Genomic DNA, 24,532 nt, shown 5'->3' with positions numbered 1-24,532 from the left:
AACTTAATTAGTGGGAGTAGTTATAGGGACTTGCTTCGTGAGGGGGGCGATTTTTAAAGCGCTTGTGAACCCAATAATATTCGGCAGGGCGTAAACGAATTTCATTCTCAAAATATTGGTTTAGCCAAGCAGTGTCTGATTTTGGACTTATTCCTGGAAAGTTTTCTAAGGGTGCGCTAATTTCGCAAATATACCCCGACTGATCTTCTTTTAATGTTGTTGTCATCATGCAGACTTCAGCGCCCGTAATGGTGGCCAAGCGAGAAATGGTTGTAATAGTATTTGTTTCGATACCAAAGAACGGAACAAATTCCGAGTCTTTCAGGCCAAGATCAATATCGGGCGCGATGATAATAAAGTCGCCATTTCGAATTTCACGAATGATGGCTTTGACGTTGCCTTGGCGATCAATTGAATTACCTCCAAATTGATTTCGCCATTCCACAATCCGCTTGTTATAAAAAGGACTTTTCATCCTTTGAAAAAACCCAGAGGTTCTCGGCCAGCCCATACTCTTAGCAAGGGCGCTCAATATAATGCTGCCTTCAATGCCTACAAAATGCATGTTTACTAGAATGCGCGGTTTTTGGCTAGATAGATCAACAGCAGATTTCACTTCAATCATGTTGCTTAATTGCTGCTGAGTGCCAAGCCAAATAATGCTTTTCTCTACAAGGCTGCGGCCCAGTAGGCGCCAATGCTTTTTACTCAGTTGATCAATTTGGGTTGCGTCAAGATTAGGAAAGCACATCTGTAAATTGGTTTTGACAACTCGATTGCGATCGCTTTGAATTCTCGCAGCTATGAAGCCCAGACCATAGCCAATCGAAATTAACAATGGATAGGGGAGGCTCGCCAGGAGCTTGAGCAAGCCAACCCCAGCATAATTAGTAAAAGTTTTTAGCAAACTATTTTTATTCTGTATCGTAACGTGCAATAGATTTGCTATAGCGCTCAAGCATTTCTTCTGTGGAGCTACTTGACATGCCTAAGTCATTGACTAAGCCGGTATCCAAGCGATAAGCCCAGCCATGTACCGTTAGATTCTGACCACGCGCCCAAGCATCCTGAACAATGGTGGTTTCGCATACGTTAACGACTTGTTCAATGACGTTGAGTTCGCAAAGTCTATCTTGTCGTTTTGGAGTTGAGAGGACTTCGCCTAAGTAGCGCCCATGCTTTTGGTGAACATCCTTAACATGCCGCAACCAATTATCGGCAAGACCAACGCGTGTATCACTCAATGCTGCATGTACACCCGCGCAACCATAATGGCCCACTACTAAAATATGCTTGACTTTCAATAGGTCGATGGCAAATTGAATCACAGACAAACAGTTAAGATCGGTATGTACAACCACGTTTGCTACATTACGATGGACAAAGAGTTCGCCTGGTAATAGATCGACAATTTCATTGGCTGGAACGCGACTATCGGCACAACCAATCCATAGATATTCTGGAGCCTGTTGATTGACAAGCCGTTTAAAGAAATCGGGGTCGTTGGCAACCATGCTCTCGGCCCATTGGCGATTACTTGTGAAGAGGTGCTCTAATGCTTGAGAATTTTTGTATGGCATGGTTTGAGTTTAAAGTACTTTAATGACGCCTATTTGGTTAAAACAAACCCCTACTGGAATTGCATTAAATCTCCACTGCCAGCCTGGCGCAAAACAGACAAAAGTGGTTGGCCTGCATGATGGCTGTTTAAAGATTTCTCTCCAAGCGCCAGCCCTAGAAAACAAAGCTAATGAGCTTTTATTGGCATGGCTTGCAAAACAATTAAAGGTGCCACAAAAGCAGATTCAATTTCTCTCTGGTCAAAATAGCCGCAAGAAGCGGGTTGAAATTTGGGGCTCAATCAGCCCCGAGCAAATAGTTCAAATATTGCAACCCTAGAAATATCTACCTACCAAAAAACTGCCCACAAAAGACCCAGAATCAATATCCACTTACTGACATAGTAAATAGTTCGGTGCTTGGCTTTGAGTTTTTTTGCTTGAGCCCGCAAATGATAGAAGTAAGTAAAAAGGACATTTACAAAACCTACTTTTTCGCCCTCTACATTTTGAGATGCGGCTGCGCTCATGACATAGCGGCCAAACCATCGGTTGAACAATTGCATTACTTTGGTATGTAAGGGGCGCTCTACATCACAAAACAACACAATGCGTTGTTGCTCGGTTTCATTTGCGGCGTAATGGATGTAGGTTTCATCAAACATGACGGGTTCGCCATCTTTCCAGAAATAACGCTCGCCATCGACTTCAATGAAGCACTTTGGGTCATTGGGGGTGACCAGGCCTATGTGGTAGCGCAATGACCCGGCATAAGGATCGCGATGGCGCACCAATGTGGCGCCTGGGGGAAGTGAGGCAAACATAGCAGCCTTGATTGAGGGGATCGACTTGAGAAGGGCAACCGTCTTAGGGCAGCTTGCTCGAGCCGAAGGTATCTCTTTGCCATACCAGTAGAGATAAAAACGCTTCCATCCTGTCCGAAAAAAAGAATTAAAGCCAATATCGTTATAACCAGTTGCAACTGTAATAGCCCCATCTGCATTCAGAGAGAGGGCTTCATCACGAATAATTTCCCAATGATCTGTTAGGGGTTGCAGTTCAGGAAATTGATTAATGGATATGAATGCCCCAGCCTTCACTTTTGAGAACAAATACAGCAAAGTATTGATTGGTGCCAATAAAACCTGGTAATCCAGGAGCGACCTCATCACGCCAAAACGCACCTTACCTCTGAAGTAGACATAAATTGCCGATGCAATAAAAATGAGGAAGATGATGTGACGAATTTGCATGGAACCTGTCGATCTAATGTAGCCATTCATTTTAATTTGTCAGCATTGTCAGCAGGTGAATAAAGACTATTTCTTGCTTGCGCTTCCTCATATACTTGAGTCGGTTAGCCTGGGTTCTCCCTAGGGTTTGTGTGGATATAGATCGGAGAAGATCGTATGAATAGCTTTACAAAATGGCTCTTAAGCTTTGTTTTAATTGGCTTAGTGGGTATTTCAGCATATACCTGGTTCATGCTGAATTGGAGTTATGGCAGTGGTGAGCGGGCTGGATATGTGCAGAAATTCTCTAAGCGTGGCTATATCTGCAAAACTTGGGAAGGTGAGTTGGCTATGGTTTCTATGCCAGGCACTATGTCTGAAAAATTCCTCTTTACGGTGCGTGAAGATGCTGTGGCGCAAAAAATTAATGCTAACTTAGGAAAAAAAGTAGCCCTAAAATATGAATAGCATATTGGCTTGCCAACAAGTTGTTTTGGAGATACCGAATATTTTGTTTCCGGCATCGAAGTTTTGGATGAGTAATGTGTGAGCCTTGTAAAAAATTACTTTACTTCACCTTTATTTTTGTAATTTTTTGTGGTTAAAATCATGTAAGCGCATAATGCGCCGACATCAATATCTATAAGGAGCTTCACTTGAACAAAGCCGAACTAATCGCAGCGATTGCTGACGACGCGGAGATCTCTAAAGCCAAAGCTGGATTCGCATTGAATTCTGCAATTGAGAACATTATCAAAGCCGTTACTAAAGGTGATTCAGTACAACTGATTGGCTTTGGTACATTTGCATCTGGTAAGCGCGCTGCACGTATGGGCCGTAATCCAAAAACTGGCGAGCCACTCAAAATTGCTGCTGCTAAAACTGTTAAGTTTTCTGCTGGTAAAGCATTTAAAGATTCAGTTAACAAACGTAAGAAGTAATTCTTCCTCTGTTGATAAACAGCCCGGCATGCCGGGCTTTTTTAATTGTCGAAATCCGCAAGCAACAGTCACAGTGCCACAACCGCAGCGACTTATCTAGCTCTGAACCAATCGACGATGATCTTGAATGCTCATTAAGATGCCGGCCCCAAAGCCCAATGTCACAAGAGCAGTGCCGCCATAACTAATAAATGGAAGGGGAACGCCTACCACCGGCAATAATCCGCTGACCATGCCGATATTGACAAATGCATAAGTAAAGAAAATGAGTGTGACTGCGGCACCCAGTAAGCGGGTGAATAAATTTGGAGCGCCAGCAGAGATAGTCAAGCCTCGTTTGATGAGTGCAAAAAATAGCGCAAGTAATACTAGATTTCCGATTAGGCCAAATTCTTCTGAAAAAACTGCGAACACGAAATCAGTGTGTTTTTCAGGGATAAATTCAAGGTGTGCTTGAGTTCCCTGAAACCAACCCTTGCCAAAAAGACCGCCTGAACCAATTGCGATCATTGATTGAATTGTGTGAAAGCCTTTTCCTAAGGGATCGCTACTAGGGTCTAGCAATGTGCAGATGCGATGCTTTTGATAGTCGTGGACAAATGGCCATGCAACATCGTGTGCACAAATCGTGCCGCCAAAGATGATGATAAGCAAAATTCCAACTACTGCAACACCTACAAAAGGCAAGATCCATTTCCATGGTAGACCGGCCAAAATGATCACATACAAGCCAGCTGCAAATACTAGGAGGGCAGTACCAAGGTCAGGTTGTCTGGCAATGAGAAAGACTGGAATAGCCAAGATCACGAGAGCGACAGCATAATCCCATGTTTTTTGAACACCTTCGCGCTTTTGGAAATACCAAGAAAGCATGAGAGGCATCGCAATTTTCATAATTTCAGATGGTTGAATGACCACGCCAATATTGAGCCAGCGTCGGGCACCTTTTTTAATGAGTCCAAAAGCAGCCACAGCAACGAGAAGTGCAACACCAAATCCATAAATCCAAGTAGCGCTAATCTCAAGCCATTTTGGTGGAATGCGTGAAACAATCCACATCACTACAAATGAGAGAGCGAGATTGCGCAACTCATCTAATACTTGTACTGGCGTATTTTGGCTTGCAGATAAGAATGTTAAAAAACCAACAGCCGCTAAGCCAAGTAATATCAGGCCAAGCTGGCGATCTAGTCCTGTAAAAAAACTAAAGAAGGCAGATTTAATTTTGACTATGGGGCTCTTTTCCATTCTGGAACCTCCTTGGGCCATTTGCCTTCAATGTAGTAATCCAGTGCCTTGCGTGCAATCGGGGCTGCATACTGCGCTCCAAAACCAGCGTTTTCAACAACCATTGCAATCACGATAGTCGGCTTGTCGGCCGGAGCAAACGCAATATATAAAGCATGGTCACGCAAAAATTCTGCTGTTGCCCCATGTTTGTAGTCTTTCGAATTTAGACTAAATACTTGAGCTGTTCCGGTTTTTCCACCAGCGACATACCCCGCCCCTTGAAAAGCGGCAGCAGATGTGCCTGAGCGGTTTACCTCAACCATTGCTTTTTTAATGACCTCAATATTTTCGGGGTTGATGTCAATTCGGTAGCTTTCTTTAGGTGTGGTTAAAACGCGATTACGTGTAAATGGATCTTCAATCGCTTTAACAAGGTGCGGCTTCATTACAACGCCGTTATTTGCTAGATTTGCCATGGCATGGGCAAGCTGTAAGATGGTGAACGAGTTATAGCCCTGACCAATACCCAATGAAATTGTTTCGCCTTCATACCATTTTTGCTGCTCTGGTTTTTTAAAGGTGTTTTGCTTCCATTGAGTTGATGGCAGAACACCTCTTGCCTCGCCTTGCAAATCAATTCCAGTAATTTGACCGAAACCAAACGGCTTCATGAAGTCATGCATCATGTTCACACCCATGTCACGGGCCAACATGTAGTAATAGGTATCGCAGGATTCGACAATTGACTTCTGCATGTCTACAGTGCCATGTCCACCTTTTTTATCATCGCGGAAGGTGTGATTGCCAAAATCAAAATAGCCAGGATCAAATATGGTTTGACTTGGAGTGCGTTTTTTATTTTCAAGCGCAGCAAGTGCCATGAAAGGTTTATAGGTGGAGCCGGGGGGGTAAATCCCTTTTAGTGGACGGTTGTACAGCGGTTTTTGTGGGGAATCGTTTAACTCTTTCCACGTTACCGAATCAATGCCCTCAACAAAGTCATTTGGATTAAAGTTTGGTTTTGAGACAAATGCTAGGACATCACCGGTCTCTGGTTCTATTGCAACGAACGCTCCGCGAAAGTTTCCGTATAGTTGTTCAACTAAATACTGCAATTTAATATCAATAGAGAGAACTACGTTCTTGCCTGGCACCGATGGTGAGCTTGATAGTGTTCGCACGGGTTTGCCGCCCGCGGTAATTTCTACTTGGTCGTATCCGGGCACTCCACGTAAAACAGTCTCATAGCTCTGCTCTAAACCAATTTTTCCTACGTACTGAATACCAGGCAAGAAAGAGGTCTGAAGAGCGTCCGGATCATCTGCCTTGGAGTTCTCAATTTCAGCTTGCATGCGCTCTTTATCTCGCTGCGAAACGCGTCCGATATAGCCAATTAAATGGGATGCTAATTCGTTATAGGGGTACTCACGAAAGCTTCTGGCTCGGATCTCTACCCCAGGAAAGCGGTAGCGATTGGCCATAAAGCGGGCAGTTTCAGTCTCATTGAGCATTGACCGCAGGGGAAAGGTGCCCATATTGCGGGAATCCTCGAGGGAGCGCTTGAAGTTACGACGGTCCCTAGGAGAAATATCAATAATTTCAGATAGCTCATTGATGAGTTGATTTACATTACCTTTGACTTCCTCGGCATTGACATCCAGGGTGAGCGCAGAATAATTTCTGCCAATCACGATGCCATTGCGGTCAATGATGAGTCCGCGATTGGCGGGCGCTGGCACTAATGCAATGCGATTGCTTTCGGCCAGCAAAGCATATTTGCTATGGCTGACTAATTGAAGCCATACTAAGCGCGAGACCAGCAATAAAAAGCAGAACGTAACAAACAAGGTCGCAATATGAACGCGCTCTTGAAATGAATCGAGATTAGGCTTTTTAAAAGAAATCATACAGCTTCTTAGAGTGGGCGATTATGATCAACATCGATTGGGCGACGTTGGGGTGCTAGCAATATGCGAGTTGCGATCGGCCATAGCATTGCTTCGATCAACGCTTGTGTGGCTCCTGTTAAGGCCCACCAATATAGGTCTCCACTGAGTAACCAATGGACTAATATCGGAAACAAAGAGACCATTAGAAAGATCGGAATGAGGTGTAGTGCCTGAGATGGCACAGTGAGCGCAACAATTCTGCGATGCCAAGAGATTGCCAGGTAAGAAACCAGCGAGTAACTAAAAGCATGTAAACCAAGTAGATCTGAGTTATGAACATCCATCATGAGCCCGAGCACAAATGCCCAAATTACGCTGACGTAACGATGTTGATGAATATTCCAAAATACGATGCAAATGATTAGCCAGTCAGGCACCCATCCATAGTTACCAATTGGCAATAGATTGAGTAGCAATGCACAAAACAGGCTGAAGTAAATGAAAGCTGGATTAACTGGGCGCAGAATGTAGCCGCTCTGAAAGTCGATCATTGCATTCCTCGTGCTCGAGTTTGGCGGCGTCCTGGAGTATTGGCTTGTGGCGAATCTGATGCAGACTTACTCATTGTTGGTGGTTTAGCGTCAAACTGTGGATCGTATAAAAAAGCCAGTGCCTGTCTATAGCGATTGACTGCTGCCACGGGAACACAAAATACATTGGAAGAATTCTTATCTGCATTGCGCTCTATCTTGCTAATAACTGCCACAGCAAATCCTGGGGGGTAGACGCCATCAATGCCAGAAGTGAGCAATATATCCCCTACTTCTAAGTCACTTGCTACTGGTAGGTAGCGTAATTCGAGTGGATTACCCCTGCCGGCTCCGAAAACTGCTGCTCTCAGGCCGTTACGAGCCACTTGAACGGGAACGGCAAAGTCACGATCTTCTAATAGAGAGACCTCAGCAGAGCGTTCATAGAGGCGAACCACTTGCCCGAGAATGCCTGAGTCATTGGCGATTGGATTGCCCAGTTTTAAGCCATCGTTGCTACCACGATTGATCACAATACGTTGTGAAATGGGATTGGGGGGATTAAACAGAATTTCTACTGGCAGAGTCTTGAATGGAACTTGTTTTTGCAGGACCATTAATTCGCGCAGATTTTGATTTTCAACCATCAAGAACTCAGATTGATTTGCTAGTAAAGACAACTCTGCTTGACGAGCTTTCATTACTTGATTTTCTTGATCAAGCGTAGAGCGAGTGGCGAAGTATTCAGATGTCGCTTCAAAGGCATTGCGCGGCGCCATCATCACATATTCAAGAGGACGCAAAATCCAATTCACATTATTGCGAATTGGATCAAGTGCTTTAAAGCGAAAATCGATCAGCATCAGTGCGATGCTGATCGACAGACAGACAATCAGTTTGAGTAAGGCTGGAATGCCCTGTCTGAAAAGTGGTGGAGCGCTATGTTGCAATTCCCTGATCGACGTGTATGTCGCTTACTCTTGCGAGAACACTCCGCCCAACTTATCCATGCGCTCAAGTGCGATACCGCAGCCTCGAGCAACACAAGTTAGCGGATCTTCTGCAACATGAATTGGCAGTCCCGTCTCTTCGAGCAACAAGCGGTCTAAGTCACGCAGTAAAGCACCGCCGCCGGTTAGCATCATGCCGCGTTCAGCAATATCAGATGCCAACTCTGGTGGAATTTGTTCAAGCGCAGCTTTGACAGCGGTCACGATTTGATTTAATGGATCAGTCAATGCTTCCAAAATCTCATTGCTTGTTACCGTGAAGCTGCGTGGAATGCCTTCAGAAAGATTGCGTCCCTTCACTTCCATTTCGCGAACTTCTGCGCCCGGGAAAGCTGAGCCAATGGTCTTCTTAATTTGTTCTGCCGTTTGTTCGCCAATCAACATGCCGTAGTTGCGACGGATGTAATTGGTAATGGCTTCGTCAAACTTGTCGCCACCAACGCGAACAGATCCTTCGTAAACCATGCCGCCTAGTGACATGACACCAACTTCGGTGGTGCCGCCGCCAATATCAACAACCATCGATCCAGCAGCCTCAGAAACTGGCAAGCCAGAGCCAATTGCAGCAGCCATGGGTTCTTCAATCAAAAATACTTGTGATGCACCAGCGCCCAATGCGGATTCGCGAATAGCGCGACGCTCAACTTGAGTAGATCCACAAGGAACGCAAATAATGATGCGTGGGCTTGGTTTTAAAAGTTTGCTTTCGTGCACAAGCTTGATAAATTGCTTGAGCATTTGTTCAGTGATAGTGAAATCAGCAATCACGCCATCTTTCATTGGGCGAATGGCCTCAATGTTGCCTGGAACGCGACCCAACATCGCTTTTGCCTCTTTTCCTACCGCCAAAATGGTCTTTTTGCCGTTTGGACCACCTTCTTGGCGAATTGCCACAACAGATGGTTCATCGAGGACAATACCCCGCTCACGCATATAAATTAACGTGTTAGCGGTTCCTAGGTCGATGGCTAGGTCATTGGAAAAGTAGCTGCGGAAAAAACCAAACATGATGTAGTGGGAAAATAGAAAGTGTTAATAAGGAATGATACTCTAGCGCCCCATGAAACTTGATGATGTCCAGCGCATTGCGCACCTTTCCAGGCTTGAGTTAAGTCAGGTAGAAGCCGAGGCAGTTTTGCCTCAGTTGCAGGCTATTTTTTCACTGGTTGAAGAAATGAAGTCCGTCGATACCACTGGGCTAGAGCCATTAGCTCACCCAATCCTCTTTTTGCGTGATTTGGCCCAGCCTATGCGTGTCGATGAGGTCTCAGAGATGGATCATCGGTCCGAAAATATGCAATCAACTCCTGCGCAGCAGGACGGATACTTTCTTGTTCCTAAGGTGATCGAATGAGCTGGCACAACACCTCCATTGCTTTAATGGCCAAAGCTTTGGCCGAGAAAAAGGTCTCTAGCAAAGAGTTAACCCAATACTTTTTGGATCGGATTGAAGCTGGGAAACGCTGGAATGCATTTATTGATGTGAATGCTCACTTAAGTTTAGAGCTAGCAAATAAAGCAGACTCCCTCATTGCATCTGGAAATTCCGGAAAATTGACTGGCATTCCCGTGGCGCACAAAGATGTCTTTGTGACCAAGGGCTGGAAATCCACTGCAGCCTCCAAAATCCTGGCTAACTATCAGAGCCCATTCGATGCAACTGTAGTGGCCAATTTGGGAATTCCTGATGAAAGCAATCCCCACGGTGCAGGAATGGTTTGCTTGGGTAAAACCAATATGGATGAGTTCGCCATGGGCTCCTCTAATGAAAACTCTGCTTTTGGACCCGTTTTAAACCCATGGAATGGGAAGTATGTAGCTGGCGGATCTTCTGGGGGATCGGCTGCAGCAGTCGCGGCAGGTTTAGCTCCCATTGCTACCGGAACGGATACTGGCGGCTCAATTCGTCAGCCAGCGGCATTTTGTGGCTTGACCGGTATTAAGCCGACCTACGGCCGAGTATCTCGCTACGGCATGATTGCTTACGCCTCTTCCTTGGACCAGGCGGGACCAATGGGTAAAACCGCAGAAGATTGCGCTATGTTGCTCACGGCAATGTCTTCTCATGATCCACGCGATTCCACCTCTCTTGCAGATTCAGGTGAAGACTATGGTCGTTATCTCAATCAAGCATGGCAAGAAAGTAACTCCAATGCTGCAAAACCTTTAGAAGGTTTACGAGTGGGTTTGCCAAAAGAATTTTTTGCCGATGGTTTATCAGCAGATGTTGCTCACTCCGTCAATGATGCTGCAAAAGTTTTGGAAGGCTTAGGTGCAAAGTTGGTTGAAGTGAGCCTGCCTAAAACCAAACTCTCCATCCCTGTTTATTACGTATTAGCGCCGGCAGAGGCTTCGAGTAATTTGAGTCGCTTTGATGGTGTCCGCTATGGTCATCGCGCAAGTGAATATAAAGATCTTGGCGATATGTATCAAAAATCGCGCACTGAAGGTTTTGGTGCCGAAGTGCGTCGCCGCATTCTGATTGGTACGTATGTGCTGTGTCATGGCTATTACGATGCCTACTATCTACAGGCACAAAAAATTCGTCGCATTATTGCTTCTGATTTTCAGGCAGCATTTCAAGAGTGTGATGTCATTCTTGGCCCTGTGGCACCTGATGTGGCTTGGCGCTTAGATGAAAAATCAAAGGATCCAGTGCAGATGTATCTTGAGGATATTTACACTCTCTCCACTAATTTGGCAGGCTTGCCAGCAATGAGTGCTCCTTGCGGATTTAATAGTGGCAATTTACCAATCGGTATGCAATTGATCGGCAATTACTTTTCTGAGGCACGTTTGTTGCAAGTGGCTCATCAATATCAGCAAGTCACAGATTGGCATTTGCGACAAGCAAGTGAGGTGGCATGATGGAATGGGAGGTCGTTATTGGTCTAGAGACCCACGCACAACTACAAACGCAATCTAAAATATTTAGTGGTGCAAGTACGCGATTTGGTGCGCAGCCTAACACGCAAGCCTGTGCGGTTGATTTAGCTTTACCAGGCGTTCTGCCTGTGCTTAATCGTCAAGCGGTTGAGCATGCGATTTGTTTTGGTCTAGCAGTGGGCGCGAAGATTTCTCCAGCGAGTATTTTTGCGCGTAAGAATTATTTCTATCCTGACTTGCCTAAGGGCTATCAAATTAGTCAGATGGATATCCCGGTTGTTGTTGGTGGGCAAGTGGAGATTTTGGTTGGCGATGAAGTAAAGACCGTGCAGCTCACTCGTGCCCACATGGAAGAGGACGCTGGCAAGTCGGTGCACGAAGAGGGCTTTATAGGCCCGCATGGCGAGCCATCGAGCGGCATTGACCTCAATCGTGCTGGCACCCCTTTATTAGAAATTGTCACTGAACCGGTGATGCGTAGTGCTGCCGAAGCAGTGGCTTATGCCAAGGCTTTGCATGCCCTAGTCGTTTGGCTTGGTGTATGCGACGGCAATATGCAAGAAGGATCTTTCCGTTGCGATGCGAACGTTTCAGTTCGCCCTAAAGGTCAGACTGAGTTTGGTACTCGTTGTGAAATCAAAAACTTAAACTCCTTCCGCTTTTTAGAAGAGGCTATTCAGTACGAAGTACGGCGCCAAATCGAGTTAATTGAAGACGGGGGCACAGTCGTACAAGAAACAAGACTTTACGATCCTGATCGTCAGGAAACGCGTAGCATGCGCAGCAAAGAGGATGCGAATGACTATCGCTATTTCCCTGACCCAGACCTATTACCAGTGGTGATTGGTGATGCATGGATTACTCAGGTGCGCGCTACTATGCCAGCCCTGCCGGCCCAGCTCTGTCAGCAATGGCAAAGCGAATATGGCTTGAGTGCATACGATGCGCAGTTGCTTACACAAGATCGCGATACAGCAAAATTTTTTGAAGAGCTTGTAGCAATTGTTGGTAAGCCACTCGCTAAAGCAGCGGCTAATTTAATTGCTGGTGAATTTGCTTCCTCACTAAATCGGGCTGGCATCACAACAGCCAATGCTCCGATACAGGCAGCGCACTTAGCGCCATTGCTTACGCGCGCTGCAGATGGCACGATCTCCAATAAGATTGCTAAAGATATTTTTGCGATTCTTTGGGAAGAGGCTTTCAACGGCAAGGCTATCAGCACTGTGGATCAGATTATTGATGCCAAAGGTTTAAAACAAATTAGTGATAGCGGGGCAATAGAGACAATCATTGATCAAGTTTTGGCGGCTAATCAGAAGTCTGTTGAAGAGTTCCGCTCTGGCAAAGAAAAAGCGTTCAATGCCTTAGTGGGCCAAATTATGAAGGCCTCTCAAGGCAAAGCTAATCCTGGCCAAGTGAACGAGCTATTGCGTAAGAAATTGAGTTAACTAAGTGCATCAAAGTAAGCGAAGAAAGTGATAGATGAGTGCTATTGATCCTAAGCAGGCAGAACAAGAAGAGTTGGTTGCAGAGTGGTTGCGTGTAATGCCAGGCTTTTTTGAGCGTTACGCTAATTTGTTTAATGAGATTCGCATTAAACATCCACACGAGGATCGCGCTATCTCCCTGCAAGAGCGTCAGATGACAGTGCTGCGAACTCAAAATCAAGAGCTCAATCGTCGTTTAAGTGAAATGCTGCATTTTGGTAGTCGTAACGACAAAACTCAGCAAAGTCTAGTGGCTTGGTTGTTGCGCTTGATGAAAGCAAATACAAAGGCCGAAGTAGAAACTGCAATCACAACAGGTTTGGCTGAGGTGTTTGAAGTAGAGTCTGCGCAATTGATCGGCCCAAATTCTGCTTTTGGTCCCTGGGTGGATACGCCCTTGTGTGGTTCCATTAAGGAGCTAGCAGCCGCTAGCTTAAATCTTTTGGCTACTCAAACTACTCTTGATCCAGAGTGGCAGAGCATGGTGGCAATTGGCTTGCCGCTGGGTAGAAGCCTTGGCGCATCTCAATCGCCTGGCGTGCTTTTGTTGGTAAGTAAAGACGAAAGTCGATTTACTGCTGATATGGGCGCGTTTTACCTGCGTCAAATCGCAGAGTTAACTGCGGCAGCCTTGGATCGTGTCCAAGCTTATGAAACTAAAGCTAGCTGAACTTCATCCTCTCTTGCAGGAGTATTTACAAGAGTTGCATGTTTTGCGCCAGCTCTCTGCCCACACGCTAAAAGCGTATGGAATGGATCTGAGTGATCTACAAAATTTTGCTCAAGAAGATGCAATTGACTTATTAAAGGTAAGCAATGGTCATGTACGTCGCTGGGCTGGTCGCTTGCACTCACAAGGAAAATCTTCACGCAGCATTGCCAGAGCCCTTTCAGCATGGCGAGGTTGGTATGACTGGCTTACTGAAAAAGATGCTAGACGCAATGCCGGCACAGGCAAGACTCTCGTTAATCTCGTTGCTAATCCTGTTGATGATGTCAAAGCGCCAAAGCGCTTGAAGTCTTTGCCTAAAGCTTTATCGGTTGAGCAGGCTTTAGCCTTAGTTCAGCAGGCAGTGAAAGAGTCCCAAGAACAAAAAGATCTTGAGTCAATCCGAGATGCCGCAATTATTGATTTGCTGTACTCATCAGGCTTGCGTCTTTCCGAGCTCTTGGGAATTGATGTAGTTCAGAGTAAAGATCGCCAACAGGAGTCAGCGGGTTGGCTAGATTGGGATGCTGCTGAGGTTACAGTCTTGGGCAAGGGGGGCAAGAGACGTTCAGTGCCCGTCGGGGTTCCTGCAATGCAATCTCTCAAAGAGTGGCGACAGATCCGAGATGCCAGTAATTATGCAGAGCAATCGAACGCCCTGTTTTTGTCGACCAGCGGAAAAAGACTATCGCCAAGAACGGTTCAAGCCAGATTAAGATCCTTAGCAATACGTGCAGGTTTGCCTACCCATGTACACCCCCATATGATGCGGCACAGTTTTGCTAGTCATGTTTTGCAATCTTCACAAGATTTGCGAGCAGTACAAGAAATGTTGGGTCACGCCAGTATCGCTAGTACCCAGATTTATACGTCCTTAGATTTTCAACATCTAGCCCAGGCATACGATAAAGCGCATCCTAGAGCAAAGGCTGGCAAAGACTAAAGAACTCGGTAATATAGAAGGTTCTCGATTTTGGGAATGCACGATTATTGAATTTGATTGGATCGCACATGACTTTAATTCCAGTAACAATTTTGATCGGCTTTTTAGGCAGTGTTGACCGGCTTTTTAGGCAGTGGAAAAACCACTTTACTAAAACATATTCTCACTGAAGATCACGGTAAAAAAATCGCAGTAATTGAGAACGAGTTTGGTGAAGAGAATATTGATAACGATATCCTGGTTCAGGACCATGAAGAAAATATTGTGCAGATGAGCAATGGTTGCATTTGCTGCACGATTCGGGGAGATCTCGTTGAGGCTCTGAGCGAACTGTGGGAACAGCGCAGAGATAAGAAGATCAGCTTTGATCGCGTGGTGATTGAAACTACTGGTGTTGCTAATCCAGGCCCTGTTGCTCAAACCTTCTTTATGGATGATGATGTTGCCGATCACTATGTATTAGATGCCGTGGTGACCCTGGTTGATGCGAAACATGGTCAACAACAGCTCAACGAGCATGAAGAAGCGCAACGTCAGGTTGGCTTTGCCGATCAAATTTTTATTACTAAGACTGATTTAGTCTTCCCTGGCTGAGGTGGAAGCCTTACGCACCCGCCTGATGCATATGAACCCAAGGGCGCCTATTACTGGCATTTCAAAAGGTATAGTTCCTTTAAATGCGGTTTTAGATCTCAAAGGCTTCAACCTCAACGCTAAGTTAGATATGGACCCGCACTTTTTGGAGCAGGATGACCATGATCACGAGCATTGTGGTCACGACCATTCTCATGACCATGATCACAGCACCTGTGGCCACGACCACAGCCATGACCATCATCACCATGGTCATGAAGGGCACACGGATCGTATTCAATCCTTTGTTTTTCGTAGTGATAAACCCTTTGATCATAAAAAACTGGAAGACTTCCTGGGCGGCATTTTGGAGGTCTTTGGAGAGAAGATGTTGCGCTACAAAGGCGTGCTTTATGTGAAGGGTAGCAACCGAAAAGTGGTGTTTCAGGGGGTTCATCAGATGATGGGTAGCGATTTGGCTGGTCCATGGGGTACAGAACCCAAGCAAACCAGAATGGTCTTTATTGGCATTGATTTGCCTAAGGACGCCCTATTAGCAGGGCTTGAGGGGTGTTTGGCCTAGACAGTTTCGGGTACAATCCGCCGCCACGGCCTAGATTCAATAATATTGATAAATAAGTTTGAGTTTGGCAGAATGAGGCAATAATGCTTCAAACCAGGAAAGAATGAAATGACGGTAAAAACAGCAACAAAACCAGCGGCTACAAAAACCAGTAGCAAAGCTAGTAGTGCAAAAGCAGTGAAAGGCGCGCCTTTAACCGAGGCCGAACTGCTCAAGATGTCCGACAAGGACTACATGAACGCTGCACAGCTGGACTTTTTCCGTCAAAAACTACTTACACTTAAAGATGACATTTTAAAAAATGCATCCGAAACCACAGAACATCTTCGTGAAAATATTTTAGTGCCTGATCCTGCAGATCGTGCAACGATTGAAGAAGAATATGCATTGGAATTACGGACGCGCGATCGCGAGCGCAAGCTCTTGAAAAAAGTTGAACAAGCGCTCAGCCGAATTGAGTCTGGTGACTATGGTTGGTGTGAAGAAACTGGCGAACCAATCGGCTTGAATCGTTTAATTGCAAGGCCTACAGCCAATTTATCTCTCGAAGCTCAAGAACGTCGTGAGCTTCGTCAAAAATTATTTGGCGAATAAGTCGAACCTGCAATGACTAAGCATCTACCTACTCTGAGCGATATCTCACCTTTATTAAAGGCAGAAATTCTTGCTGAAGCGTTGCCCTATATACGTGCGTATCACGGTAAGACTATTGTGATTAAGTACGGCGGAAACGCCATGGTTGAAGAGCGCCTTAAAGAGGGCTTTGCACGCGATGTGATTTTGCTCAAACTAGTTGGCATGAACCCAGTAGTGGTTCATGGTGGCGGCCCTCAAATTGATGAAGCTCTGAAAAAGATTGGCAAGACCGGTACCTTTATTCAAGGTATGCGCGTTACCGACGACGAAACAATGGAAGTAGTAGAGTGGGTCTTGGGCGGTGAGGTCCAGCAAGACATAGTCATGCTAATTAACCATTTTGGCGGTCAAGCAGTCGGTTTAACCGGTAAAGACGGTGGCTTGATTCACGCGAAGAAAATGATGATTCCTAGCGATTCTGAACCAGGTAAAAAAGTGGATATTGGGTTCGTTGGTGAAATTGAAGCGATTAATCCTGCTGTGGTGAAAGCCTTGCAGGATGATGCGTTTATTCCAGTGATCTCCCCAATTGGATTTAGCGAAGAAGGTCAGGCTTACAACATTAATGCTGACTTAGTAGCTGGCAAAATGGCGGAAATTTTGCATGCTGAGAAGTTAGTCATGATGACTAATATTCCTGGCGTGATGGATAAAGATGGCAAGTTGTTAACTGATTTAACGGCTCGAGAAATTGAAGCTTTATTTGCTGATGGCACGATTTCGGGTGGTATGTTACCTAAGATCTCTTCTGCTTTAGATGCAGCTAAGAGCGGGGTAAATTCAGTTCACATCATCGATGGCCGTATTGAGCATTCCTTATTGTTAGAAATTCTGACTGAACAAGCGTTCGGTACGATGATTCGTTCCAGATAAATTAATAACTATGCGTGAATCTATAGAACCGGCAGGTATCGACAGCAGCAACGCTGACGCTGGTAAAGCACGCAAACGTCCTCGTCCGGGAGAGCGTCGCCTACAAATTTTGCAGGTGCTGGTAGAGATGCTGCAAAACCCAAAGGGTGAGCGTATTACAACGGCTGCCCTAGCTGCAAAGATTGAAGTTTCTGAGGCGGCTTTATATCGCCACTTTGCTAGTAAAGCGCAGATGTTTGAAGGTCTTATTTCTTTTATTGAACAAACTGTTTTTGGTTTGATTAACCAGATCAATCAAAAAGAAGAGTTGGGGCTTGCTCAGGCGCGCGGTATTTTGCAGATGCTGTTAGTCTTCGCGGAAAAAAATCCTGGTATGACTCGAGTTTTACTGGGCGATGCTTTATTGCAAGAAGATGATCGTTTGCAAGAACGCATTACTCAGGTATTAGATCGCGTAGAGGCATCGTTGAAACAAGCGTTGCGTATTGCCCAAACTCAGGGAGGCGCATGGGCTCAACTCGGGCAAGAAGAGGTCAGCGTTCGTGCGGCAATGTTAATGAGTTTTGTATTGGGCCGTTGGCATCGCTTTGCGCGTAGCGGCTTTAAAAAAATGCCAACCGAGGCCTCTGATGCTAGTTTGCGCCTTCTTCTTTCAGAATGAGCGAGCTCAATCTCTCTAGAAACACTATCCATTTTGTTGAGCCCTTGCCTTTGCAGAGCGGCGCCATTCTCTCTGGTTACGATTTAGTCATTGAGACATACGGCAAACTTAATTCTGATAAAAGTAATGCCGTATTAATTTGCCATGCACTCAATGCGTCTCATCATGTCGCTGGCCCTAGTCCAGAAGACCCGGAGGATATTGGTTGGTGGGACAACATGATTGGACCAGGCAAGCCGGTCGACACCAATCACTTCTTTGTCATCGGCGTGAATAATTTGGGCTCTTGCTTTGGTTCAACTGGGCCTATGAGTATTAATCCAGCAACCAGTAAGCCTTATGGCGCAGATTTTCCTGTAGTCACGGTTGAAGACTGGGTCAATACACAAGCACGCTTGGCTGATAAGTTAGGCATTCGTAAATTTGCAGCGGTGATGGGTGGTAGTTTAGGTGGTATGCAAGCTATGGCTTGGTCTATTCAGTTTCCTAAGCGCCTTGATCATTGTGTTGTGATTGCATCGACACCAAAGTTAAGCGCACAGAATATTGCTTTCAATGAAGTGGCTCGTAATGCCATTTTGTCTGACCCCGAATTTTATGGCGGCAATTACTACGAGCATGGTGTAGTGCCAAAACGTGGTCTGAGATTGGCGAGAATGGTTGGTCATATCACCTATTTATCGGATGACGATATGGCTGAAAAATTTGGGCGCGAATTACAACGCCCCAATGGTGAGCCCAATGACTATCGTTTTAGTTTTGACGTAGAGTTCGAAGTCGAAAGTTATTTGCGTCATTAAGGTGATAAGTTTTCTAATTACTTTGATGCCAACACCTATTTGTTAATCACCCGTGCACTGGATTACTTTGACCCCTCTCGCCGTTATGGTGGCAGTCTGAATCGTGCGCTAGCTGAGGTACGTGCTAAATTCTTAGTGGTGAGTTTCTCAACCGATTGGCGCTTCCTGCCTTATCGTAGCCGCGAGATTGTTCAGTCATTGCTGAGTAATAAGAGCGAGGTGACTTATGCAGAGATCGATGCACCCTATGGTCATGATGCTTTTCTTTTAGATGATGAGCGTTATCACAATTTAGTGCGGGCTTATTTCAAACAAATGCGCGAGGTTCAATCATGAGCTTAGTGAACAATCGCGCCGATTTTGCGGCCATCGCACAATGGATTGTGCCTAATAGTCAGGTACTTGATTTGGGTTGTGGTGACGGAAGTTTTTTAGAGTTCTTGCAAAAGCAAAAGCCGGTGCATACCTATGGTGTTGAGATTGATGATGCACGCGTGCTCTCTTGTGTACAAAAAGGTTTGAACGTTATCCAGCAAGACTTAGAGGGCGGCCTGGCTTTGTTTGAAGACAATAGTTTTGATACGGTTGTTCTATCTCAAACCGTACAAACGATTCATCAAACTGAAAAGATTTTGCGTGAAGTCGTGCGAGTCGGCAAAGAGTCAATTGTTTCTTTTCCAAATTTTGGACATTGGTCTCATCGTCTAGCAGTTGGTCTTGGTCGTATGCCAGTATCAAAAAGTTTGCCTTATCAGTGGTACAACACACCTAACGTGCGCGTCTTGACCGTTGCTGATTTTGAAAAGCTCGCCTCTAGTCTGGGTCTGAAAGTGTTAGATCAATACATCTTGCATGATGGTCGACAGGTGACCTTAATGCCAAATTTATTTGGTAGCTTGGCCTTATTCCGCGTTAGTCGCGCTTAATCTTGTGCTCAATACCATTCAGTCTTGGTTAAAAGACTTTCGGGTATATCTCGAGTGGCCCTGCTTGCGTATGCTATTTTTAGGCTTCTCTGCAGGTTTGCCACTCTTGCTCATACTGGGAACTTTAAGTTTTTGGCTGCGTGAGGCAGGCATTGATCGCGTACAAATTCCTATTCTGACAAAGCTCTTGGGTCGCAGAAGAAGTTGGCTTTTGTTTGCTCAGGCGCTCATCATTTTGGGTCTGGTGGGAATGTCAACGCTCGATCCCAAGCTAGCTTTGAATTCCATTGTATGGTGTGCATTGTTGGTGGCATTTGGTTCAGCCACTCAAGATATCGCATTAGATGCCTTCAGAATTGAGTCAGCCAATAGCGATCATCAGGCTGCATTGGCGGCCACTTATCAGACGGGATATCGTCTTGCCTTGATTTGGGCTGGCGCAGGGGTGTTATGGCTAGCTGCTCGAGCTCAGACGGGTGACGGTTATGATGCTGGAGTCTGGCAATTTGCTTATTTGTGCATGGCTGGTTCAATTAGCGTTGGTGTTTTAACCACTTTGTTTAGTCAAGAGCCAGTACGTTATGAATTGGTAAAAGTGCGCAACGCAAAAGAATGGCTCTTTCAAACCTTGATTGAGCCTTTCGCAGAATTTATTGCTCGTTATCGTTGGCATGCTATTTTGATTTTGTCTTTGATTGCCATCTATCGCATTAGCGATGTGGTGATGGGTATTATGGCCAATCCCTTTTATGTCGATATGGGTTACACCAAAGACGAGGTAGCTGCAGTCAGCAAAGTTTTCGGCGTAGTGATGACTTTGGTGGGCGCGTTTGTTGGTGGCGTACTTACATTGCGTTTTTATCTTCGCTTACCGATATTCGGTATTCAGCTACGCAGTACGCCTTATTTAGTTCAATGATGCTGCTGCTACCGAAATGGCTAGCGGGCTTTTCTGGCGTTTTTGTAGACCACTTTGGCTATCCAGCATTCTTCTACGGGACCGCGATTATTGGCGTGCCGGTCTTTCTCTTAATTTGGGCGACGATACACTTTAAGATCGTCCAAATTCAAAAAGACTAAATCGAATACAAGAGAAAATTCTTTCTTAAAGCTTCCAGTCGTAATCTACGGTCAGTGGTGCATGATCAGAAAAGCGCTCATCCTTATAAACAGCAGTCATTTTTGCGGTAGCAGCAATTCCTGGGGTACTGATGTGATAGTCGATGCGCCACCCAACATTTTTAGCATACGCTTGGCCACGATTACTCCACCAGGTATAACAAGACTCACTTGCCTCTGGTTCAAGTTTTCGAAATACATCAACATAACCCTCTTTATCGAAGAGATTAGTTAGCCATGCACGCTCCTCTGGTAAGAAGCCTGAATTTTTCAGATTACCTTTCCAGTTTTTTTTTAGGTCAATTTCTTGGTGGGCAATATTCACGTCACCACAAAGGACGATTTCACGACCGGATTTTTTAAGCTTTACTAGGTGAGGTAGAAAACTATCAAGATAGCGATATTTGGCCTCTTGACGTTCTGGTGAGCTTGAGCCTGAGGGCATATATACCGAAATGACTGACAACCCTTTGAAGCGAGCCTCAACGTACCTCCCCTCGGCATCAAACTCTTCATTACCGTAGCCATAGAGAACTTCATCTGGCTTGTGAGGAGTATAGATTCCGCAACCGCTATAGCCTTTTTTCTCGGCATGATGAAAAAAGCCATATAAACCGTCAGGATTGAGAATGGCATCCTCTAAGTCGTCGCGCTGAGCTTTGATCTCTTGCATGCAGATGAAGTCGGCATTTTGTTTCAGGGCCCAAGATAGAAACCCTTTTTTGATTGCTGAACGAATACCGTTGAGGTTCGCTGAAATGATGCGTAACATGGAGGCCTATGAGCTCAAATAATTCAAATCAAGATAACTTTATTCGTTTTGCCTTAGAGGCAAAGGTTTTGTCTTTCGGGGAGTTTAAAACTAAAGCAGGAAGAATCTCGCCTTATTTTTTTAATGCTGGAGAATTTAGTGATGGCGCACGCTTAAGTGCCCTAGGTCGTTACTATGCCAAGGCTTTACAAGAGTCAAAGATTGCATTTGATATGTTGTATGGCCCCGCATACAAGGGCATTACCTTGGCTGCTGCTACGGCGATTGCTTTAGCAAATGATGGCGTTAACGTGCCATATGCCTATAACCGAAAAGAAGCCAAGGATCATGGTGAGGGCGGCGTATTAGTTGGTGCGCCAGTTAAGGGTAAGGTAGTCATTGTTGATGACGTGATTTCTGCAGGGACATCAGTCAGAGAGTCAGTGGATTTGATTCGCAATGCAGGGGCAGAGCCAGCTGCAGTCTTAATTGCGCTCGATCGCATGGAAAGATCTGGAAGCGCAACAGAAATCGGAGAGAAGTCTGCTGTGCAAGCGGTTGAGCAAGAATTTGGTTTACCAGTGATTGCGATTGCCAATCTCACAGGATTAATGTCTTTCTTAACAGCCTCCAGCGATGCTCAGCTCAGCAATTATTTGCCTGCAGTAAAAGCGTATCGTGATAAGTACGGAATCTAAGAAAAAGTAGCTACTTGATTTCAGTTTCACCCTCAAATACCGTCACTGCTGGTCCAGTCATGATGACAGGCTTGGCAACATTGTTAGCAATGCCATCCCAAGCAATTTGAAGATCGCCGCCACGGGTATGCACTTTTACTGGCGAATCCAATAAGTCTCTTCTAATTCCCGAAACGACCGCCGCACAAGCGCCGGTGCCGCAAGCCAAAGTCTCGCCTGCACCGCGTTCATACACGCGGAGTTCGATTTCATTGCGATTCATGATCTGCATATAGCCTGCATTGACTCTTTTTGGAAAGGCAGGATGTTCTTCAATTTCAGGACCCTCTTGCAGCACTGGCGCACTCTCTAAATTCCCAACTACTTGTACGGCATGAGGATTGCCCATGGATAAAACACCAACAAAACTATCGTGCATGGCTGGGTAATTTAAGGGCAGCGCATAAAGAGTTTCTTGAAATTCTTGAACGCTCGCTAAGCCGGCTGCATTAAATGGAATGTGGCTGTGTTCAAAAATAGGTGCGCCCATATTTACCTCAACCTGTCCGTCTGGACGAGAGTGAAGAGTTAATACAGTGTGGGCTACTTCAACTCGAAGGGGGTTCTTCGTTGATAAACCATGATCAAGAACGTAACGTACAAAACAGCGTGAGCCATTGCCACATTGCTCTACTTCGCCACCGTCAGCATTAAAAATACGATAACGAAAATCTGCATCGGGCCGCGTCGCTTTTTCAACTAATAGGATTTGATCTGCGCCAACACCAAATTGACGATGTGCTAATGATTGCCATTGAGTTTGTGAGATATTGCTCAGGTCTTGCTCGATACCATTAAGCACAATGAAATCATTGCCCGCACCATGCATTTTGGTGAAGCGTATTTTGCGTCCAACATTACTCAGGGGTGTGTTCAAAGCTATCTCGTTAATCGTAAAGGCTTGGCTCGCCAGCAGGCCGATGTTTAAAGCGTTTATGAACCCAATAGTACTCTGTTGGTCTTTCTCGAACAAGCCCTTCGATATATTGGTTTAAACGCACTGTATCTTCCTTTGGGTCATCGCTAGGAAAATTTGGAAGTGGCTTGCTAATGTGACAGGTATAACCCTTTCGATCTTTGTTTAGGGTTGTGGTCATGAGATTGACCTCTGCATTTGCAAGCTTTGCCAAGCGTGAAACGGAGTCCACGGTGCTTGTTTGAATGCCAAAGAATGGCGCGAAGATAGAATTTTGAGGTCCGAGGTCTATATCTGGCGCAATGATAGCCACGTTGCCTCGTTTGAGCTCACGGAGCAAATCCCGTAAGCGGCTTTGTCTTTCAATCGATTTGCCCCCAAAACGGTCGCGCCACTGCACCATCTTCTGGTTGAAAAGTGGGTTTTTCATTTTTTGGTACAAGCCCACACTATTAGGCCAATGATTGCATGCGCTTAAGGCTGAAAATGCCATGAAGCCACCCTCTAGCCCAACAAAATGAGGGTTCACTAAGATGCGGGGTTTTCCATCGCCAAGATCAATCTCAGAGCTGATGGAAACGAAAGAAAGAATTTGGTTCCTAGTTCCAAGCCAAACCCTGCTGCGTTCGACTCTACGCTACGACCAAATAATTTCCAGTGCTCTAGAGCGAGATTATCAATTTCTATTTCTGTGAGATGGGGAAAGCACAGTCGCAAATTAGTTTTAACTACTCGGGCGCGACTATTGGGGATGTGAGCAGCAAGCCAGCCTAAGCCATAACCAACACTCACTGTAATGCTGTATGGAAGAATGCCAATCGCTTCGCCACGAGTCAGGGCTCTAGTCATTTGGCGAACTCCGTTGAGATTGGTGGGAACAAAATGTATGTTTGGGTAGGCGCGACCTTCTTCAACTACTTCGTTAAGCCATTCTTGGCGTGAAGGGCGATAGAGGATAGTGGCAGGAAAATGCTGCGCCAATACCCGAGGAATAATTTCAAAGCCGCCAAGGTGTGGGGTGAGCATGACAAGACCGTGGTCCTCATGAATTGCGGTCTCTACTACATCCCAATTTTGGACCTCTACTCGCTTTAATGCTTTTTGGGGATTACGCCAAATCCAAAGACTGTCCGAGAACAACATGCCTGATGCTCTGATTGCACTCCATAGCTTCAGTGGAAGTTTGCGAGCATTCACTACAGATTCATATTGAGGTCTGAAAAGCGAGCGATATTGTTTTGAGCCCACGTAAGCGAGCATGCCCAGCAATGATCCCAATACCTGTACTACAGCAAGGGGTAGAGCGGCAATGAGATGAAGGCTAGCTTTCAGTAAGAGTTTTCGCACCCCCTAATGATATTCAATGCTGTCAAAGAGTGGCAGAAAGTGAAGATGTGCGCCTACCTTGCTGAATTTAGTGGTTTTCGGATAAAATCTAGCCATCGCTGAGTTAAGACAAGTTAAGACAACTTGCAGGGCGATTCAAAAATTCTGCTAAAGCGTCGCCATTGTGGTTCCTGGCACGTCGAGTTGTCCCA

Annotated in this window: 25 protein-coding genes and 3 pseudogenes; 16 read left to right on the top strand and 12 right to left on the bottom strand. The window is 45.5% G+C overall.

The annotated features are described in order from the left end of the window. Nucleotides 1-7 precede the first annotated feature (7 nt). Together DXE33_RS07625 and can are read right to left on the bottom strand one after the other, a co-directional pair. Nucleotides 8-958 (bottom strand): LpxL/LpxP family acyltransferase, encoded by a 951-nt coding sequence (locus tag DXE33_RS07625; protein ID WP_231970435.1) that lies wholly within the window; start codon nucleotides 956-958, stop codon nucleotides 8-10. Then, complete coding sequence (can, locus tag DXE33_RS07620) at nucleotides 915-1,580, bottom strand: carbonate dehydratase (RefSeq protein WP_114639355.1); 666 nt, start codon at nucleotides 1,578-1,580, stop codon at nucleotides 915-917. Before can ends, DXE33_RS07625 begins: the two co-directional genes overlap by 44 nt. Nucleotides 1,581-1,602: 22 nt before the next feature. On the opposite strand from can, the gene DXE33_RS07615 reads away from it, so the two are divergent. Further along, nucleotides 1,603-1,899 (top strand): DUF167 domain-containing protein, encoded by a 297-nt coding sequence (locus tag DXE33_RS07615; protein WP_114639354.1) that lies wholly within the window; start codon nucleotides 1,603-1,605, stop codon nucleotides 1,897-1,899. Nucleotides 1,900-1,909: 10 nt separating this feature from the next. On the opposite strand, the gene DXE33_RS07610 is transcribed toward DXE33_RS07615, so the two are convergent. Next, on the bottom strand, nucleotides 1,910-2,806 hold the full coding sequence (locus DXE33_RS07610) for an aspartyl/asparaginyl beta-hydroxylase domain-containing protein (protein ID WP_197712050.1): 897 nt from the start codon (nucleotides 2,804-2,806) through the stop codon (nucleotides 1,910-1,912). Between the two features lie 162 nt (nucleotides 2,807-2,968). On the opposite strand from DXE33_RS07610, the gene DXE33_RS07605 reads away from it, so the two are divergent. Both DXE33_RS07605 and DXE33_RS07600 read left to right on the top strand, forming a co-directional pair. Then, nucleotides 2,969-3,259: a hypothetical protein gene (locus tag DXE33_RS07605; protein WP_231970434.1), complete on the top strand. Its 291-nt coding sequence runs from the start codon at nucleotides 2,969-2,971 to the stop codon at nucleotides 3,257-3,259. A 188-nt stretch (nucleotides 3,260-3,447) separates the two neighbouring features. Next, the gene (locus tag DXE33_RS07600) at nucleotides 3,448-3,732 is read left to right on the top strand and encodes an HU family DNA-binding protein (protein WP_114639352.1); all 285 of its coding nucleotides are present in this window, start codon (nucleotides 3,448-3,450) and stop codon (nucleotides 3,730-3,732) included. Between the two features lie 96 nt (nucleotides 3,733-3,828). Here the strand turns inward: DXE33_RS07600 and rodA are convergent, their stop codons facing one another. The 5 genes from rodA to DXE33_RS07575 are packed head-to-tail and all read right to left on the bottom strand — an operon-like array spanning nucleotide 3,829 to nucleotide 9,399. Further along, nucleotides 3,829-4,980 (bottom strand): rod shape-determining protein RodA, encoded by a 1,152-nt coding sequence (gene rodA / locus DXE33_RS07595; protein WP_114639351.1) that lies wholly within the window; start codon nucleotides 4,978-4,980, stop codon nucleotides 3,829-3,831. Beyond that, nucleotides 4,962-6,869 carry a penicillin-binding protein 2 gene (gene mrdA / locus DXE33_RS07590; RefSeq protein ID WP_114639350.1) on the bottom strand — a complete coding sequence of 636 codons (1,908 nt, stop codon included), beginning with the start codon at nucleotides 6,867-6,869 and terminating at the stop codon, nucleotides 4,962-4,964. The genes rodA and mrdA overlap by 19 nt, the downstream gene beginning before the upstream one ends. Before the next feature lie 8 nt (nucleotides 6,870-6,877). Beyond that, nucleotides 6,878-7,402, bottom strand: coding sequence for a rod shape-determining protein MreD (gene mreD / locus DXE33_RS07585; RefSeq protein WP_114639349.1), 525 nt, complete (start codon nucleotides 7,400-7,402; stop codon nucleotides 6,878-6,880). Next, nucleotides 7,399-8,331: a rod shape-determining protein MreC gene (gene mreC / locus DXE33_RS07580; RefSeq protein WP_114639348.1), complete on the bottom strand. Its 933-nt coding sequence runs from the start codon at nucleotides 8,329-8,331 to the stop codon at nucleotides 7,399-7,401. The genes mreD and mreC overlap by 4 nt, the downstream gene beginning before the upstream one ends. A gap of 24 nt (nucleotides 8,332-8,355) precedes the next feature. Continuing rightward, the gene (locus DXE33_RS07575) at nucleotides 8,356-9,399 is read right to left on the bottom strand and encodes a rod shape-determining protein (RefSeq protein ID WP_114639347.1); all 1,044 of its coding nucleotides are present in this window, start codon (nucleotides 9,397-9,399) and stop codon (nucleotides 8,356-8,358) included. 52 nt (nucleotides 9,400-9,451) lie between these two features. Between DXE33_RS07575 and gatC the strand changes: the two genes are divergently transcribed. From gatC to DXE33_RS07515, 12 genes and pseudogenes are all read left to right on the top strand, one after another. Further along, nucleotides 9,452-9,745 (top strand): Asp-tRNA(Asn)/Glu-tRNA(Gln) amidotransferase subunit GatC, encoded by a 294-nt coding sequence (gatC, locus tag DXE33_RS07570; protein ID WP_114639346.1) that lies wholly within the window; start codon nucleotides 9,452-9,454, stop codon nucleotides 9,743-9,745. Next, entirely contained in the window at nucleotides 9,742-11,259 is a 1,518-nt protein-coding gene (gatA, locus tag DXE33_RS07565; protein ID WP_114639345.1) for an Asp-tRNA(Asn)/Glu-tRNA(Gln) amidotransferase subunit GatA, read from the top strand. The genes gatC and gatA overlap by 4 nt, the downstream gene beginning before the upstream one ends. Continuing rightward, nucleotides 11,259-12,728 (top strand): Asp-tRNA(Asn)/Glu-tRNA(Gln) amidotransferase subunit GatB, encoded by a 1,470-nt coding sequence (gene gatB, locus DXE33_RS07560; protein WP_114639344.1) that lies wholly within the window; start codon nucleotides 11,259-11,261, stop codon nucleotides 12,726-12,728. Before gatA ends, gatB begins: the two co-directional genes overlap by 1 nt. A 34-nt stretch (nucleotides 12,729-12,762) precedes the next feature. Beyond that, complete coding sequence (locus DXE33_RS07555; RefSeq protein WP_114639343.1) at nucleotides 12,763-13,437, top strand: DUF484 family protein; 675 nt, start codon at nucleotides 12,763-12,765, stop codon at nucleotides 13,435-13,437. Beyond that, nucleotides 13,418-14,419 (top strand): tyrosine recombinase XerC, encoded by a 1,002-nt coding sequence (locus DXE33_RS07550; protein ID WP_114639342.1) that lies wholly within the window; start codon nucleotides 13,418-13,420, stop codon nucleotides 14,417-14,419. The genes DXE33_RS07555 and DXE33_RS07550 overlap by 20 nt, the downstream gene beginning before the upstream one ends. A 111-nt stretch (nucleotides 14,420-14,530) precedes the next feature. Next, nucleotides 14,531-15,575, top strand: a pseudogene (locus DXE33_RS07545) (CobW family GTP-binding protein). Between the two features lie 216 nt (nucleotides 15,576-15,791). Further along, entirely contained in the window at nucleotides 15,792-16,169 is a 378-nt protein-coding gene (gene dksA, locus DXE33_RS07540) for an RNA polymerase-binding protein DksA (RefSeq protein WP_114639766.1), read from the top strand. 12 nt (nucleotides 16,170-16,181) lie between these two features. Then, on the top strand, nucleotides 16,182-17,084 hold the full coding sequence (gene argB / locus DXE33_RS07535) for an acetylglutamate kinase (protein ID WP_114639341.1): 903 nt from the start codon (nucleotides 16,182-16,184) through the stop codon (nucleotides 17,082-17,084). A gap of 10 nt (nucleotides 17,085-17,094) precedes the next feature. Next, nucleotides 17,095-17,745, top strand: a complete 651-nt coding sequence (gene slmA, locus DXE33_RS07530) for a nucleoid occlusion factor SlmA (protein WP_114639340.1) — start codon at nucleotides 17,095-17,097, stop codon at nucleotides 17,743-17,745. Next, nucleotides 17,742-18,881: pseudogene (gene metX / locus DXE33_RS07525) on the top strand (homoserine O-succinyltransferase MetX). Before slmA ends, metX begins: the two are co-directional and overlap by 4 nt. Next, entirely contained in the window at nucleotides 18,878-19,471 is a 594-nt protein-coding gene (metW, locus tag DXE33_RS07520; protein WP_114639339.1) for a methionine biosynthesis protein MetW, read from the top strand. The pseudogene metX and the gene metW overlap by 4 nt, the downstream one beginning before the upstream one ends. Nucleotides 19,472-19,475: 4 nt before the next feature. Continuing rightward, nucleotides 19,476-20,551: pseudogene (locus DXE33_RS07515) on the top strand (AmpG family muropeptide MFS transporter). A 25-nt stretch (nucleotides 20,552-20,576) separates the two neighbouring features. Here the strand turns inward: DXE33_RS07515 and DXE33_RS07510 are convergent. Then, on the bottom strand, nucleotides 20,577-21,362 hold the full coding sequence (locus DXE33_RS07510) for an exodeoxyribonuclease III (protein WP_114639338.1): 786 nt from the start codon (nucleotides 21,360-21,362) through the stop codon (nucleotides 20,577-20,579). Between the two features lie 8 nt (nucleotides 21,363-21,370). On the opposite strand from DXE33_RS07510, the gene pyrE reads away from it, so the two are divergent. Further along, nucleotides 21,371-22,039 carry an orotate phosphoribosyltransferase gene (gene pyrE, locus DXE33_RS07505; protein WP_114639337.1) on the top strand — a complete coding sequence of 223 codons (669 nt, stop codon included), beginning with the start codon at nucleotides 21,371-21,373 and terminating at the stop codon, nucleotides 22,037-22,039. A 10-nt stretch (nucleotides 22,040-22,049) separates the two neighbouring features. Here pyrE and dapF read toward each other — a convergent pair whose 3' ends face one another. Genes dapF through DXE33_RS10485 form a run of 3 tightly spaced genes read right to left on the bottom strand, consistent with a single transcriptional unit; the run spans nucleotide 22,050 to nucleotide 24,341 of the window. Then, complete coding sequence (gene dapF / locus DXE33_RS07500; protein WP_269460033.1) at nucleotides 22,050-22,955, bottom strand: diaminopimelate epimerase; 906 nt, start codon at nucleotides 22,953-22,955, stop codon at nucleotides 22,050-22,052. A 10-nt stretch (nucleotides 22,956-22,965) separates the two neighbouring features. Next, nucleotides 22,966-23,487, bottom strand: coding sequence for an LpxL/LpxP family acyltransferase (locus DXE33_RS10490; RefSeq protein ID WP_162785375.1), 522 nt, complete (start codon nucleotides 23,485-23,487; stop codon nucleotides 22,966-22,968). Between the two features lie 35 nt (nucleotides 23,488-23,522). After that, nucleotides 23,523-24,341, bottom strand: a complete 819-nt coding sequence (locus DXE33_RS10485) for an LpxL/LpxP family acyltransferase (RefSeq protein ID WP_269460032.1) — start codon at nucleotides 24,339-24,341, stop codon at nucleotides 23,523-23,525. Nucleotides 24,342-24,532 lie beyond the last annotated feature (191 nt).

The organism is Polynucleobacter necessarius (assembly GCF_900096765.1).
Taxonomy (GTDB): Bacteria; Pseudomonadota; Gammaproteobacteria; order Burkholderiales; family Burkholderiaceae; genus Polynucleobacter; species Polynucleobacter necessarius_F.
Note: the sequence above shows the minus strand (reverse complement) of the source record. Positions and strands in the feature narration are given on the sequence as shown.

Bases quoted from the DNA above. Each gene is read 5' to 3' on its own strand.
- DXE33_RS07510 (WP_114639338.1), bottom strand. From the start codon at position 21,362: ATGTTACGCATCATTTCAGCGAACCTCAACGGTATTCGTTCAGCAATC.
- pyrE (WP_114639337.1), top strand. From the start codon at position 21,371: ATGAGCTCAAATAATTCAAATCAAGATAACTTTATTCGTTTTGCCTTA.
- DXE33_RS07555 (WP_114639343.1), top strand. From the start codon at position 12,763: ATGAGTGCTATTGATCCTAAGCAGGCAGAACAAGAAGAGTTGGTTGCA.
- dksA (WP_114639766.1), top strand. From the start codon at position 15,792: ATGTCCGACAAGGACTACATGAACGCTGCACAGCTGGACTTTTTCCGT.
- metW (WP_114639339.1), top strand. From the start codon at position 18,878: ATGAGCTTAGTGAACAATCGCGCCGATTTTGCGGCCATCGCACAATGG.
- mrdA (WP_114639350.1), bottom strand. From the start codon at position 6,869: ATGATTTCTTTTAAAAAGCCTAATCTCGATTCATTTCAAGAGCGCGTT.
- DXE33_RS07615 (WP_114639354.1), top strand. From the start codon at position 1,603: ATGACGCCTATTTGGTTAAAACAAACCCCTACTGGAATTGCATTAAAT.
- rodA (WP_114639351.1), bottom strand. From the start codon at position 4,980: ATGGAAAAGAGCCCCATAGTCAAAATTAAATCTGCCTTCTTTAGTTTT.
- gatB (WP_114639344.1), top strand. From the start codon at position 11,259: ATGGAATGGGAGGTCGTTATTGGTCTAGAGACCCACGCACAACTACAA.
- DXE33_RS07550 (WP_114639342.1), top strand. From the start codon at position 13,418: ATGAAACTAAAGCTAGCTGAACTTCATCCTCTCTTGCAGGAGTATTTA.
- gatC (WP_114639346.1), top strand. From the start codon at position 9,452: ATGAAACTTGATGATGTCCAGCGCATTGCGCACCTTTCCAGGCTTGAG.
- DXE33_RS07605 (WP_231970434.1), top strand. From the start codon at position 2,969: ATGAATAGCTTTACAAAATGGCTCTTAAGCTTTGTTTTAATTGGCTTA.
- DXE33_RS10490 (WP_162785375.1), bottom strand. From the start codon at position 23,487: ATGGCATTTTCAGCCTTAAGCGCATGCAATCATTGGCCTAATAGTGTG.
- gatA (WP_114639345.1), top strand. From the start codon at position 9,742: ATGAGCTGGCACAACACCTCCATTGCTTTAATGGCCAAAGCTTTGGCC.
- mreD (WP_114639349.1), bottom strand. From the start codon at position 7,402: ATGATCGACTTTCAGAGCGGCTACATTCTGCGCCCAGTTAATCCAGCT.
- argB (WP_114639341.1), top strand. From the start codon at position 16,182: ATGACTAAGCATCTACCTACTCTGAGCGATATCTCACCTTTATTAAAG.
- DXE33_RS07575 (WP_114639347.1), bottom strand. From the start codon at position 9,399: ATGTTTGGTTTTTTCCGCAGCTACTTTTCCAATGACCTAGCCATCGAC.
- slmA (WP_114639340.1), top strand. From the start codon at position 17,095: ATGCGTGAATCTATAGAACCGGCAGGTATCGACAGCAGCAACGCTGAC.
- can (WP_114639355.1), bottom strand. From the start codon at position 1,580: ATGCCATACAAAAATTCTCAAGCATTAGAGCACCTCTTCACAAGTAAT.